Genomic DNA, 15,165 nt, shown 5'->3' with positions numbered 1-15,165 from the left:
ACATGGCAATTCCTGTTTATCTGTGGCTGAAGGACGACGGCGGCGCGGACATCAAAGGGTCCGTGGACGTGAAGGACCGTGAAGGCAGCATTGAGGTGGTGGCGCAGGAGCATAACCTGTACATCCCGACCGACAATAATACCGGCAAACTGACCGGCACGCGTATCCACACGCCGTTCCTGTTCACCAAGGAAATCGACTCCTCCAGCCCGTATCTGTACAAGGCGGTGACCACCGGCCAGACCCTGAAATCTGCCGAATTCAAGTGGTACAAAATCAACGACGCCGGCCAGGAAGTGGAGTACTTCAACACCAAGCTTGAGAACGTCAAGCTGGTGAAAGTGAATCCGAAGATGCACGACATTAAAGATCCGGCGTTCGAGAAGCACAACCACCTGGAGCAGATTGAGCTGCGCTACGAAAAAATCACCTGGACCTACAAGGACGGCAACATCATTCATTCCGATTCCTGGAACGAACGTACCACCGCGTAAGTCTCGTGCGGACAGGGTTGCCTGTCCGCCGTTTTTGCTGAACGTCTGTAACCGCGGGCGTTCAGCAAAGAACAACACAATCTGCCTGCCTGACCTGATGCGCTTCGGGTTCCTGAATGACAGGGAACAGCGACGGGCGGTAGCGTGCCCGGAACTGATAAAGAGAGAGTCTCATGGAAAACCCAGCCATCCTGTTACGCCGTCTTAACCCCTACTGCGCCCGTGCGATGGAGGGCGCGGCTTCCCTGTGCCAGACCCGCGCCCACGCGGAAATCCTGCCCGAGCACTGGCTGCTGAAGCTGCTGGAGCAGGGCGAGTGCGACCTGACGGTGCTGGCACGACGCTACGAATGGGATATGGACGCCATCTGGCAGGATTTGCTGGTATTTCTCGACACGCTGCCCCGTTCAGTGCGCAGCCGTCCGCAGCTATCTGACAGCATTCAGAGCCTGATGCAGGACGCCTGGCTGCGGGCGTCGCTGGCGGGTGAAGAGCAGATCCGCAGCATTCACCTGCTGATGGCGCTGGTGGAGAAACCGTTGCGGGTGCGCTGCGATGGTCTCTGGCCGCTGCTGGCCCTGGCGCAGAGCCAGCTTGAGCGCCTGCGGCCGCTGCTGGACGCGCAGTCGGACGAGCGCCCGGAGGTGCAGCAGGAGGCGGGGTTGTCGCAGACTGGCGATGCGACGCTTATAGATGAAGAAATCAAGGAAGGTGAACTCACCCCGGCACTGCAGAACGCGCTGGACAAGTTCACCCTCGACGTCACCGCCCGTGCCCGCGAGGGCAGAATCGACCCGGTGTTCGGCCGCGACAACGAAATCCGCCAGATGGTGGATATTCTCTCCCGCCGCCGTAAGAACAACCCGATTCTGGTGGGCGAGCCCGGCGTGGGCAAAACCGCCCTGGTCGAGGGGCTGGCACTGCGCATCGCGGAGGGCAACGTGCCGGATGCGCTGAAGCCGGTCTCGGTAGGCACTCTTGACCTTGGCCTGCTGCAGGCCGGCGCGGGCGTGAAGGGCGAATTTGAACAGCGCCTGAAAAACATCATTGAGGCAGTGCAGCAGTCGCCGCTACCGGTGCTGCTGTTTATTGACGAAGCACACACCATTATCGGCGCAGGCAACCAAGCGGGTGGTGCGGATGCGGCCAACCTGCTGAAACCTGCGCTCGCCCGTGGCGAACTCAGAACCATCGCCGCGACGACCTGGAGCGAGTACAAACAGTACTTCGAGCGCGACGCCGCGCTGGAGCGGCGCTTCCAGATGGTGAAGGTGGATGAGCCGGACGACGATACCGCCTGCCTGATGCTGCGGGGTCTGAAATCACGCTACGCGCAGCACCACGGAGTGCACATTACCGATGAGGCGGTCAGGGCGGCGGTGACCCTGTCAAGGCGCTATCTGACCGGCCGCCAGCTACCGGACAAGGCGGTGGACCTGCTGGACACTGCTTCGGCCCGCGTGCGTATGAGCCTTGACACCGTGCCGGAGCCGCTGACCGGGATGAAGGCACAGCTCACGGCCCTGGCGATGGAAAAGCAGGCGCTGCTGGAAGATATCGCGGTGGGCAACACTCCTCCCGGTGAGCGCCTGGCGGCCATTGAGCAGGACGAAGTCCGCATCATCGTGGAACTCGACGAACGGGAAACGCAGTACGGCCAGGAGCTGAAACTCACGGAAGAACTGCTCGCCTGCCGCGCGGATAATTCTCGTCAGGCAGAAATTGCCGACCTGCAACAGCAACTGAGTGAGGTTCAGCAGAGTAACCCGCTGCTGGGGCTGGACGTGGACGTGCGTACCGTCGCAACGGTGATTGCCGACTGGACCGGTGTGCCGCTCTCTTCATTAATGAAGGACGAGCAGACGGAGCTGCTGAGCCTGGAAACCAGCCTCGGTAAACGCGTGGTGGGCCAGGTTGCGGCGCTGAATGCCATCGCGCAGCGCCTGCGCGCGTCAAAAACCGGCCTCGCGCCGGAGAACGGCCCGCAGGGCGTGTTCCTGCTGACCGGGCCAAGCGGCACTGGCAAAACCGAAACCGCTTTAGCGCTTGCCGGTGAACTGTTCGGTGGCGAGAAATCCCTGATTACCATCAACCTCTCCGAATATCAGGAACCACACACCGTCTCCCAGCTTAAGGGTTCACCGCCAGGCTACGTCGGCTACGGTCAGGGCGGTATTCTGACTGAGGCCGTAAGAAAACGCCCGTACAGTGTGGTGCTGCTGGATGAAGTGGAAAAGGCCCACCGCGACGTAATGAACCTGTTTTATCAGGTGTTCGACCGCGGCTTTATGCGTGACGGCGAGGGGCGTGAAATCGATTTTCGCAACACGGTCATTCTGATGACCTCCAACCTCGGCAGCGATTACATCATGCAGATGCTGGACGAACAGCCGGAAAGTACCGAATCAGACCTGCATGAACTGCTGCGCCCGCTGCTGCGCGATCACTTCCAGCCTGCGCTGCTGGCGCGTTTCCAGACGGTGATTTACCGCCCGCTCACCCGGGAGGCCATGCGCACGATTGTGGGAATAAAGCTGAACCAGGTGAGCCAGCGTCTGGCGCGCCACTATGGTATGCAGACCTCCATCGATGAATCCCTGTACGACGCGCTGACCGTCGCCTGCCTGCTGCCGGATACCGGGGCGCGCAATATCGACAGCCTGCTGAACCAGCAGATACTACCGGTACTGAGCCAGCAACTGCTCAGCCATATGGCTGCGGGGCAGAAGCCGCAGAACCTGCGACTTGGCTGGGATGACGAGGATGGGTTTGTGCTGGCGTTTGATGAAGGTGCGGGCGTATGAGCGAGTCTTTAATAAACGATGCGGCCAGTCTGGTACAGCAACTGCTGGGCCAGTCGCGCTACCGGGTCGATGTTCATGACTGCGCTGAATTTCTTGACGTACTGAAATTCAGCTCGGTGGAATCCCTGAGCAAGCCCTGGCGATATGATATCTCCGTGACCTGCTCTTCGCCGGATATCACAAGTGAAGCCGTGCTGTTAAAACCCGCATCCTTTACGTTCCAGACCCCGGTATTTGACGGGACGCCTGCTTTACCTGTGCGTACCGTTTACGGCGTGATTGAGGAATTTGAGCGCAAATCCACATCAAAAGAGGATACCGTTTACGCCCTGGCGCTGGTGCCGCGTATTGCCTTGTTAGCGAAAACGAAGGGCTGTGAAATTTTCCTCAATCAGTCCGTTGTTGAAGTGGTGGAGCAGATCCTACGTAAACACAGGCTGGAAGGGGCAGACTTTGAATTCCGCCTGTCCCGCGAGTATCCGGTCCGGGAATTGATTACTCAGTGGTGTGAAACCGACCTGGAGTTTATTGAGCGTCTGCTGGCCGAAGTGGGGATTTTCTGGCGGTTCGAGATGGACAGCCGCCTTGAGCAGGATGTCGTCATTTTTCAGGACTCTCAGGAGCAGTACCAGTTTGGTGTGATCCTCCCGTTACGCAACCCTGCCGGGATGAGTGACAGCGGAAGGGAGAGTGTCTGGGATATTCATACCGCGTACCACGTTGTCAGTGGCGGGGTGACGACCCGGGATTACAACTACCGGGAAGCGCTGACGCCGCAGGACAGCACGGTCAGCCTCAGCAGTCAGGAAGGCATCACAACGGGTGAAACCTACCACTACGCAGAGCCGTTTCTGACAGCCGGTGATACGGAAAGCCCCGAAACCGGCGCGTTCTTCGCCCGTCTGCGCCACGAGCGCATCCTGAATAAGCAGTATACCGTCAGCGGGCGCACCTCCAGCCCGCATCTGGCGCCGGGACAGGTGCTGGAAACCAATGCCGGCCTGCCGGAGGTGGTGAAGGACGGGATAGTTATCACCACGGTAAAAGCCAGCGGCTCGCGGCAGGACAGCTTCCGGATGTCGTTCGAGGGTATCCCCTACAGTGAGACCGTCTGTTACCGCCCGGCACCGCTTAACCGTCCGGTGATTTCCGGCACGCTGCCGGCGCGCGTGGAGAGCACGCAGAAAGGGGATATCTATGCCTGGCTTGACCCGCAGGGCCGTTACCGGGTGAAGCTGGATTTTGACCGCAACAGCAGCGAGCAGGGTTACGCTTATCTGTGGCTGCGGCTGGCGAAACCGTACGCCGGTGACACCTACGGCTGGCATGCGCCGTTGCTCGACGGTACGGAAGTGGCGGTAATGTTTGACAGCGGAGACCCTGACCGGCCGTATATTGCGTATGCGCAGCATGACTCTGAACACCCTGACCACGTAACCAGTGATAACCACACGCGCAACGTTCTGCGTACTCCGGCGAATAACAAACTGCGGCTGGAAGACAGGCGCGGTGAGGAGCATATCAAGCTCGCCACGGAGTACGGGAAAAGTCAGCTTAATATGGGCCATCTGGTTGATGCGCAGCGCGAACGTCGCGGTACAGGTTTTGAACTGCGCACGGATGAGTATGGTGCAGTTCGCGCGGCGAAAGGCCTTTTCCTGGCCGCACATGGACAGCCAAAAGCTCAGGGGCCGGTGCTTGAGATGACCCCGGCGGTGACTCAGATTAATCAGGCCAACAGCCAGATGCAGGCGCTGAACGGTGCCGCCGAAGCGGCCGGGGCGCTGGTATCGGATATCAGCACCCAGATCAACCTGGTCACGGGCAGGCTGAAAGACCTTCAGTCGTCGGTGATACTGGCAAGCGCCCCACAGGGGGTGGCACTGACCTCCGGTGAACATCTCCAGCTGACCAGCACGAAGAACACCATGATTAACGCCGGCGCGCATCTGAATATCGGCGCCATGCAAAACCTGTCCGTGACGGTAGAAAAGGCACTGGGGCTGTTTGTACATAAGGATGGGGCGAAGCTGGTTGCGAATCAGGGGGATATTGAGGTTCAGGCACAGCATAACACCATGGCGTTGTTCTCTGAAAAGCAGATGACCATCACCAGTAACGAAGACGAAATCACCATTACCACGCCGAAAATCTTAACGCTGAACGGCGGCGGATCATATCTGAAGCTGAGCCAGAACGGGATAGAGCATGGCTCGGAAGGGATGATGATAATGAAAGTGGCGACGTATCTGGTTCCCTGTACTCCTGCAAGTCTTCCCTGTGACACTCCCGATTTTCCTTTAACCTCTTTAAACCCGGACACTAATAACGAGCCAGGAACGGATAATTCGGACCCATCGAAAAATGATGATCAACATCGACAGAATCAGCCTGAAAAGGATCCTGCCAAAGGTTCTGCAAAATGGGCATGTGATTAACACGGAGGTTTTTTATGGCTGCAGTTATACCTAAACAGAGTTTTCCCGTCCCTTCAGATGCTAAAGGTCAGGAGTTCACTTCTGCTGAAGAGTTATTATCGAAGCTTGAACGTGAAAGGTCGGGACTGTATCTGGTAGGAAGTCAGGGAATGTGGCATGGAGGCATTCATATTACCGATGCTACCATCCCCTGGTGTGCCCTGAGTACGGACAGCGAGGCCGAGAAAGAATATCGCAGTGAACTGTATAAAGGGGAACAATTTATTCGTTGTATGGCCGACGGAGAAATCGTGGCCTGGCGTGTGTGTAAGGACTACGAAAGCGCCGCTATTGAATGGCGGGGAGAAAATCTGCACCTTTCAACGTCCTTTGTGCTGGTGAAACATCATATTCAGCCGGGCGACACGGAAGAAAGTGGACTAACATTTTTCACGCTGTATATGAATCTGGCGCCCTGTGTTGCTTATAAACAACAGGGAAGCCTGTCAGACAGAAAAGTGGCAGGCGTCCAGCGTTACTACACCAGCGCGGAAGATTTGCAGGCTGGGCGCGCAGCCGGAAAACTGGCTAAAGACACCCCTGTCACGCTGAGTGACACCATCGTGACCCGCAGCAGTGACCGGCGTCAGTTTACAGAAGTGACCATTACCAGTGACACAAAAAATACTGCAGGAGAAACGCTTACAGCAGGAACGAAAATCTGGACGGTGTCTGACCGGGGCTCACTGAAAGCAGCGGCGTCAGCGCCCGTTCCCTCCTGGTGGGCAAAATGCGTTCCGGCTTACACCACTCAGTCAGAAGGTATCGTGAACTGCACCTCGCGTACAGACTGGTCATACTATCTGAGCCGTGAAGACGTACTGCAATATAAAAATGCAGGCAGACTGACGGCAGATTTCCCGCTTTCTTACGAGCCCGGTAATACCGCGCAGCAGGTCGTTCGCCCCGGCAGGAACGCCGGCGATGCAGCAAGAACATTCAGTCTGGTCACACTGGGCCGGGATAAGGATAAGCTGAAGAAGGGCGACCGGGTGTGGGTGGTGTCAGATGGTGACAGCCTGACGGCTGCCCCGGCAGCATCCGGTAGTGAGCCTGTTTTCAATGATGTGCATGTCCCTTCCGCGCCAGTGCCTGTCAGTGCCGGAGACAGTCTCGGGCATATGGGTTTTTACCAGCTACCGGAAGAGAACGGGAAACGCTCGCGCTACCAGGTGCACATTGAGTGCCTGAGCATGGATGATATGGAAACGTTCATCACCAATCCCGGAAAGGCGGGGGACGATGCTCCGGTTTACCTGACCTGGCAGAAGGATGCGCCATTATCAGAAAGGGGCGATACCGGAATAACTGCAGGCAGCCGTAAAACAAAGGCTCCGGGTATTCTGACGCTTGCAAACGTGCCCGGTGCTGATGCGGCAGGGAATGCGGTGGCCGGTACTCAGGACGCGGCCTGGTATCAGATACGCCCTGAGGGTGGGTGGTTGCCCGCAGCCAGTGTGAAGAAAGTGTCGCAGTATGCGTTAGGCGAGCTCGGGTTTGTCACGCTGAACAGGGCACCTGCAAGTTTTGAACTGATTGATGGCATACAACAACCGGATAACGTGGTGAAGGGCATTCTGGAGCAGCTGTATAAAGCGGCGCAGGATGAAACGCGTACGACTCACGCGCTGAACAAATATAACTACCAGCGGTTGCTGGAGTTGATTGACAGCAACCATGACGGTTGTTACCCGGAGCAGGAGTACCTTCAGGCGGTGCATAATGCCTCCTACCGCGACCGCTTATACCGTGTGATTGCGAAGCACGGGAGTGAATGGTATTACGGCAAGGATGACCCGCTGTGGAAGACGTACCTGGGGACGTTAAACAGGGATGCGCCGTTGTGGAAGACGTATCTGGAAACGTTTCTGGATAAGATGACGTGGATGAAGAAAGTGTCTGAAAAGGGCGTTGCGCTGGGGCCGGAGGCGTGGCATATGCATCCGGTGGTGTTTTTGGAGGCAATGAACAGTTCATCTAAATGGTTTGATATCGAAAAATTTATTCAAAAGTATAAAGAAAAACATTCTGTAGTTTTTGGATTCTATGATAGCGGAAACAAAATAACCATCCCTGCATTGACTCAAGACTCTGAAGATTCATTGCGAAAACTTTTAAATGAAATGAAGAGACAGTATTATAATTATTTCGAGGATTTTAATGAGAAATATATTTCTTATATGCTTGCTACAATAAGAATAGAGTCTTATGCCTACAAGCAAAGATTGTTCTTTAAACCAATTAGTGAAGATATTTCATATAACAAAGCGGAAGTCGATTATGGTTCAGGTCCAACAGCATCTAACCGACAAAGAGCTATGTTGAACCACAACACAAATATTGGCGATGGGTATAAATATCGCGGGCGTGGTTTAGTTCAGTTAACATGGAAAATTTCCTATGAGAAGTTCAAATCTATAACAGGTACAGATATTGTTACCAGCCCAGATCTCTGCCTTGAAATCGGTACTGCTGTTTCAATTATGATGAAAGGTATGAAAGAAGGTAGTTTCAGGGCCGGCCATACATTAGAGGCTTATTTGGGAACAGGTAAAAAGGATTACTTTAATGCAAGATTAATCATCAATGGTTATCGGCATGGTATTCCTGATAAGGCTGATGAGTTTAAGGATTATGCTGAATTATTTGAGGTGATAATAAATGAAACAATCTAATAATATAGTATGTCTTGTTTTATCTTTATGTTCCTTTTATGTACATGCAAATGTTGACTTAGATGTTTCAGACTGTTCTTTAAAGGGAAGTGTTTCTTGCGATATTTTCTTGAAAATGGAACGGAATATTGGTGATGTATCTTACAAAGTTGAATTGGCAGATATTGAAAATGGAAAAAAAATATTCCCTTATTTTGATATGAATGAAACAACAGAAAATGTCTCTTTGCAAAAATATGGAGAAAGATACGTTTTTTCGAAAGCGTACCTTGATAGTACAAAGGCTATAGAGTTTATTACATTTAAATATAACAATAAACTCCTTTCACCTGTAAGGTATTATTACATTGAAAGCTCTGTTGATTTCAGTAATAACGTGAAAAAATGGTCTGGCAAGGAATGTGATACATCGGCAGGGGAAATTTCTGAAAAAAAAGATGGCTTGCTTTTACAAGTAGCTTCAGAATTATGTGTGAATCAAATTAAGTTAGCATATAAACCCAATGAATATACAGGAAATGATATTTTGTTTTATCTATCACATATTATTAATGGTGTTGAAAACAAACAATTCCCTGTAATTGCTCTTGATAGCAAAGATTCTGACTCTATAAATTTGAATGATATTGGTTGTTTAAGTAACTGTGGTATAGACTCTGATTCGACTAATTATATAGGAAAATTAAACGGAAGATTCAGAATAGGCTTGCATCTCGAATATAACAGTGACAATGTTTCTGGTTATTATTTTTATGAGAAAATGAATAAAAAAATAAATGTAACTGGCTGTCGGAAAGATAAGCGATTGATCTTGAATGCTTTTGTTCCTGAGGGAACGGAGACGTTTGATGGTCTGTTTGAAAAGGGACAGTTGAAAGGGGTATGGTCAAATGCAGCAGGTAATAAAAAATATCCATTCACTTTTTATATGAAGTTAATCCAGTAAAGCTACGTCTGGTATTGTGCATGCCAGGTTCAGAATGAACTAGTATGCGCTGGAATCACAGGGTTTTGTCACGCTGAACAGGGCACCTGCAAGTTTTGAACTGATTAATGGCATACAACAACCGGACAACGTGGTGAAGGGCATTCTGGAGCAGCTGTATAAAGCGGCGCAGGATGAAACGCGTACGACTCACGCACTGAACAAATATAACTACCAGCGGTTGCTGGAGTTGATTGAAAGCAACCATGACGGCTCCTACCCGGAGCAGGAGTATCTTCAGGCGGTGCATAATGCCTCCTACCGCGACCGCTTATACCGTGTGATTGCGAAGCACGGGAGTGAATGGTAATACGGCAAGGACGACCCGCTGTGGAATACGTACCTTCAATCAATAAAATGAACAATAAACTATCTTCATTGGATATCCGACGTGCAAGTAATATGCTTCGTTGCGATGTCCCCTCAAAAGAAAATATAGACAAATATCAACGATTAGCGAAAGAGAATGAAAAAACGAAAAATTTCTAAAAAATGCCATCTCTGATTACTTGCATAGTATTGAAAATGAATCATCAATTAACTTGAAGACACATTTTTTCACTGTTTCAGATAGTAACACACAAACTAAAGCCTATCTTGTAACGCTGAAACAATAAAAATAATACAGTAGTCCTTCGATAATAAATGGGTGAATGTCGGCTATATCAATTCAAAAGGCACTCCACTTGTTGTCTTGGTTAAGGTTGATGCCGTTGTTAAATAAATATTTATTTCAAAGTCAGAAGTGAAGCACGTATTCGATTTTTTTGTGGATAAAAATATCACACCTTACGATTTTATTTTTTATAAATGAACTAAAACTCGTATCTTCGATAAGAGAACAGTAAATCATCTATAAACGAACAATGAGGCTTTAAATAATGCTCCAGATTATTCGAAAAGGCGATAAAACCACTCACGGTGGCTCAGTGATGACCGCTTCCGAAACGATGAAATTTGGCGGGCTCGGTGTGGCGCGTAAAGGTGACATGGTTTCCTGTCCGATACCCGGACATGGCCCGACAACTATCATCGAAGGTAACCCGAATTATCTTGATAACGGGATCCCGGTTGCCTTTCATGGACACAGATGTGGGTGTGGCTGCACATTGATCAGTTCTTATGCACCTGCAAAGGTCGCCTGATTATGCCCGTCTGGCTGGATGCTGTTCCCGAAAAGGCGGCGAAAGTTCCGCGTCCTGATACCCGTCGCTGGATGCTGTTTCTGGTATTTATCATGCTGGGCGGTATTGCCCTGACGCTCTGGGGATGGACCGCTGAGCGTACGGGGTTTGTATTCTGGTTTACTGCACTGGGTCTGCCGTTCTGCTCATGGGGGCTTATTTTTGGGCTTCGCCGGTTCGCCTATAAGGCGGAACAGACTGGAGCCGAATCCCGCAATACAGAACGTGAGCTTTTGATTGAGCGTGAAATTCAACGGGGTCAGCGCTGTGCGTGGATACTGGGTACCAGCGTTCAGCATATTACAGGAAACAAAACGGGTGTACTGATTAAAGCGGTAGAAAGCTCTTCGCTGGCGGCAAAACTTTCAACCCCTCGTGGTCGGTTGTCTGCTGTCAGGTATGCAGCCCTGAATGCCTTCCAGACCGATTTAGATGCTGAAATCATCTCCACTACGTCAACACTTGTCACCCGGGTGCAGAAGATAACGGAAATGCTCCCGAAAGATATTCCCTGCTGCCTCATGCTGGACTGCGATGATGATATTCGTTCCAGAGTAGAGGAACATTTCAGAAATGAACTCTCAGCCAAAACAGGGCGGCTTTTCAGGCTTCTGGCTGGCAAAGGCCTGGCGGCGTTTGATGCCTGGCTCGACCAGCGCTGGGAGCAACCGGGCATTCTTGTAGCAGTGACGTTTTCGTTGCCAGCGCTGCCATATGAAGGTGATGCCGACGCCATCACGCTGCTGGTACTCAGCAACCGTAAGGCTGTCGCCTGGCCTGATGCTGTGTGTCTCCACAGGCCTGAAAAAGGCCAGGAAGCCGGGCTTGAAAAAACACTAAACAGAGCGCTGTTATGGGCCGCAACAGACTCTGTAGCACTGAAAGCCGGCTGGCATACAGGCTCGGCGATAGCCAGCGGAAGTGGATGGAATATGGCCTGTGAGAATAACGGGGTGGTATTTAGTTTGTCGAAAGATAACAGGAGTATTGATCCCGCGCTGGGATATACCGGACGTGCCGCGCCCTGGCTTGCCATTATTCTCGCTTCTGCTGCCTGTAACGACAATGGCCCGCAGGTTATCGCGGCGCAGCCTGCCTCAGATGAAGATGACATCTGGGTCACCGTAATCACCAAAGAAGAAGTTCGCAAGGGATCGTCAGGGAATGTCTAAGGTCAAAGTCAAAACACTCATCGGCTCTGTTGTTACTGTCATTTTTTTCCTGACAGTCATCGTTGCATTTTTGTTTTACGCCTTTCCGGAAAATATGGCTTCGTCCACCGGGTTAGGCCCGTATGATGGACAACGAATACTCACATTTTGTGCAGTGCTAGTGGCCGCGTTGTTACTCCTGGGATGGCTGGTGGAAAGGGCATTCGATTTTGCGGGTAAATCAGGTCTGTACGTCCACTGGAATCAGAATAAAAAGCAGATTCTCGCCCCGGTAGCGCAGGTTATTGCAGGGGCAGAGGATAACAGTGAGCCTGTTTTTCTGCATGAACCGGTAACAGAGCATCTGCGCCTGCGGTACGGGCGTCGCTGGCAGCATCAGGTCAGGATCCTGCTCGTTATGGGCAATAAGGATGAGGTTCAGAAGGCGGTGCCGGGGCTGTGCTGCGATCTCTGGCAGGAAGGTGACGGCAATGTGCTTATCTATGGTGGCAATGCGCAGTCACTGCCGGATGAAATTTTCCTGTCCCGGTTAAAACATCTGCTTTCGGGTAAAGCTGTGGACGGCATCATCCAGGTAATAAATACCTCAGCGCTGCCAACCGACGCTGAGCGTGACGCCTTCTTACGTTGTCGCCAGAAGGCCGATTATCTCCTCGGCTGGCAGGCTCCCGTCTGGATATGGCTGACAGACAAAGAAACGGCTACCGGTGATAAGAGTGAACCGGTAGCCACCGGTGCGCTGTTCGGCCCCGTAGCCACCCCGCAGAATGCGCTCGCCACGCTGGATACGCTGGTGTCGCGTTTACGTCAGGCCGGAATGTCTAAGGTGCTGAACAACCCGCAGCACAACTGGTTGCTGCAGCTCTCCTCCCGCCTGCAGGGTGACCTTAAAGCAAACCTGAACATCCTGCTGAGCGGACTGGTGCAGGGAACGGCGGCATACCGTCTGCGGGGAATAATGTTCAGCCCGGAACTGGCTGTTGCCGGCTCAGTACCCAATACCCGGCTCGATAACCCTGGCTGGAAAGCCGTTATTGATGACTGTGCTGTCGTACGCGCAAGAAAATTGAGTTTCGACTGGCTTAAGGGGCTGCGTTTACTGCTGCTTGGCCTGATTATGTTCTGGGGCACAGGTACAGTCGTGTCCCTCACCGTCAACCGGGCGCAGATTTACCAGGCGCAGAGCACCGCCCGTCTTGCTGCCGATACCAGACAGCCGCTGACCGAACGTTTGCATAACCAGCTCGTGCTTCAGCAGGCCATTGCCCGGCTGCAGAACCGTGAGGCGACCGGTGCGCCGTGGTACACCCGCTTTGGACTCAATCAGGACCGCGACACGCTGACGGCGCTCTGGCCGTTGTATGCCCGCAATAATGCCCTGTTAATGCGTGATGCCACCGCAGCGCGCCTGAAGCAGCAACTGAACGCCTATGTTCAGCTTCCCCCTGCCAGTGATGCCCGCACGCAGGGAGCACAGCGGGCTTACGATGTGCTGAAAAGCTATCTGATGATGGCCCGGCCGGACAAAGCGGATGTCGGATGGCTGGCGAAAAATGTGCTGCTGGCCTGGTCAAAACGACAGGGCGTGCCGGATGGCGCCTGGCATGAACTGGCCCCGAAACTGCTGGGTTTTTACGCGCAGAATCTCCCGGCTCATCCGGAATGGAAAATTAAGCACGATGCTGAACTTGTCGCAACCGTGCGCCAGATCCTGCTCAAACAGATTGGCCAGCGCAATGCTGAATCGGGGCTGTATCAGGACATGCTGAAGCGTGTGGCCAGTAACTGGCCAGATTTAACGCTGGCGGATATGACCGGCGACACCGATGCCTCCACCGTTTTCAGCACGGACGAAGTAGTGCCAGGCATGTTTACCCGCCAGGCCTGGGAAGAGCAGGTGCAGGATGCGATTAACGACGTGGTTAAAACTCGCCGCGATGAAATTGACTGGGTCCTGACGGATAAAACCCGTCAGCCAGGGAGCGATATTGCACCCGAAGCGCTGAAGGCCCGGCTGACCGAACGGTATTTTACCGATTTTGGTAATGCCTGGCTGAATATGGTCAACAGCATTCAGTGGCAGGAAGCGACATCGCTGTCAGAAACCATTGCCCAGCTCAGCCTGATCGGCGATGTGCGCCAGTCACCCCTGGTGGCGTTAATGAACACCCTGAACTACCAGGGAAAAACAGGCGAGAAGGGCGAAGCGCTGGCGGATTCGATCGTGGATTCGGCGAAAAAACTGGTTGGCCGAAAAAAATATGCCCGGCCGTTCATCGAACAGGCACAGGGGCCGAAAGGACCGCTGGATGACGTGTTTGGTCCGCTGACGGGGTTCATGGAGGGAAAAGAGGGCACCGGACGTAACGGTAACCTGAGTTTCCAGTCCTGGCTTGCCCGCGTGACGCAGGTGCGCCTCAAGCTCCAGCAGGTCACCAGCGCGCCGGATCCGCAGGCGATGTCCCAGATGCTGGCCCAGACAGTCTTCCAGGGCAAGGCTACCGACCTGACCGATACGCGTGACTACAGCAGTCTGGTGGCGGCAAGCCTCGGACAGGAGTGGAACGGATTCGGTCAGTCACTGTTTGTTCAGCCGCTGGATCTGGCCTGGCGACAGGTGCTGACTCCGGCGGCAGGAAGCCTTAATACCCGCTGGCAGACGACTATTGTCGATCAGTGGAACAAAGCCTTTGCCGGTCGCTATCCGTTTAAAGCCACCGGTGGTGATGCCTCACTGCCGTTACTGGCGCAGTTCCTGCGCAGTGATTCAGGCCGTATCGCGACGTTCCTGAAAACCAGCCTCGGCGGCATCCTTCACCAGGAAGGGAGTCACTGGGTGGTGGATCCTTCAGCAAACCAGGGTATGGAGGTGAACCCGAATTTCCTTCGGGCCATTAACCAGCTGGCTGAACTGTCGGATATCGTTTTTGCCCAGGGGGACGCGAACGTTCACTTCGAACTGATGGCGCGTCCTTCCCGTGATGTGGCTCGTATGCAGCTGACGCTTGATGAACAGAATCTGGACTTTTTTAACCAGATGGAAAGCTGGCAGAGTTTTACCTGGCCGGGAAACACGTACTACCCCGGTGCGAGCCTCCGCTGGCGCAGCGTCAGCAGCGGAATGCAACTCTACACCAGCAACCAGGGAAACTGGGGTTTCATCCGTCTGCTGGATAAAGCCCAGGTTACCCCCCTTGATGCGAGCCGCACTCAGATGGTTTGGATAGCGCCGGACGGTAATCCGCTGAAATTTGTGATGCGCAGCGAACTGGGCGACGGTCCGCTTGCGTTGCTGAAGCTCCAGGGGTTTACGTTGCCTGAAACCATATTTACGGTTACGGCCAGCGCTGAAGACGTCGAATAAAGATGAGACA

The 15,165-nt window shown here is 53.1% G+C and carries 9 protein-coding genes; all 9 read left to right on the top strand.

Going from position 1 to position 15,165, the window contains the following annotated elements; translation table 11 throughout:
• Window positions 1-2 precede the first annotated feature (2 nt).
• Entirely contained in the window at window positions 3-494 is a 492-nt protein-coding gene (gene hcp, locus ES815_RS22295; protein ID WP_029883904.1) for a type VI secretion system effector Hcp, read from the top strand.
• Between the two features lie 173 nt (window positions 495-667).
• Complete coding sequence (gene tssH / locus ES815_RS22290; protein ID WP_142489770.1) at window positions 668-3,298, top strand: type VI secretion system ATPase TssH; 2,631 nt, start codon at window positions 668-670, stop codon at window positions 3,296-3,298.
• A complete protein-coding gene (locus ES815_RS22285) occupies window positions 3,295-5,736 on the top strand; it encodes a type VI secretion system Vgr family protein (protein WP_142489769.1) in 2,442 nt (813 codons plus the stop codon). The genes tssH and ES815_RS22285 overlap by 4 nt, the downstream gene beginning before the upstream one ends.
• A gap of 14 nt (window positions 5,737-5,750) precedes the next feature.
• Window positions 5,751-8,450: a hypothetical protein gene (locus ES815_RS22280; RefSeq protein ID WP_260609651.1), complete on the top strand. Its 2,700-nt coding sequence runs from the start codon at window positions 5,751-5,753 to the stop codon at window positions 8,448-8,450.
• Window positions 8,437-9,396 carry a hypothetical protein gene (locus tag ES815_RS22275; protein ID WP_142489768.1) on the top strand — a complete coding sequence of 320 codons (960 nt, stop codon included), beginning with the start codon at window positions 8,437-8,439 and terminating at the stop codon, window positions 9,394-9,396. The genes ES815_RS22280 and ES815_RS22275 overlap by 14 nt, the downstream gene beginning before the upstream one ends.
• A 133-nt stretch (window positions 9,397-9,529) precedes the next feature.
• On the top strand, window positions 9,530-9,745 hold the full coding sequence (locus tag ES815_RS22270) for a hypothetical protein (protein WP_260609650.1): 216 nt from the start codon (window positions 9,530-9,532) through the stop codon (window positions 9,743-9,745).
• 571 nt (window positions 9,746-10,316) lie between these two features.
• Window positions 10,317-10,580 (top strand): PAAR domain-containing protein, encoded by a 264-nt coding sequence (locus ES815_RS22265; protein WP_142489767.1) that lies wholly within the window; start codon window positions 10,317-10,319, stop codon window positions 10,578-10,580.
• A gap of 2 nt (window positions 10,581-10,582) precedes the next feature.
• Complete coding sequence (locus tag ES815_RS22260; protein WP_142489766.1) at window positions 10,583-11,791, top strand: hypothetical protein; 1,209 nt, start codon at window positions 10,583-10,585, stop codon at window positions 11,789-11,791.
• Window positions 11,784-15,155, top strand: a complete 3,372-nt coding sequence (locus ES815_RS22255) for an ImcF-related family protein (protein ID WP_142489765.1) — start codon at window positions 11,784-11,786, stop codon at window positions 15,153-15,155. Before ES815_RS22260 ends, ES815_RS22255 begins: the two co-directional genes overlap by 8 nt.
• The last annotated feature ends 10 nt before the right edge of the window (window positions 15,156-15,165 follow it).

The organism is Leclercia adecarboxylata, from assembly GCF_006874705.1.
GTDB lineage: Bacteria > Pseudomonadota > Gammaproteobacteria > Enterobacterales > Enterobacteriaceae > Enterobacter > Enterobacter adecarboxylatus_C.
The sequence above is the reverse complement of the archived record's forward strand: the minus strand, read 5'-3'. Positions and strand labels throughout refer to the sequence as shown.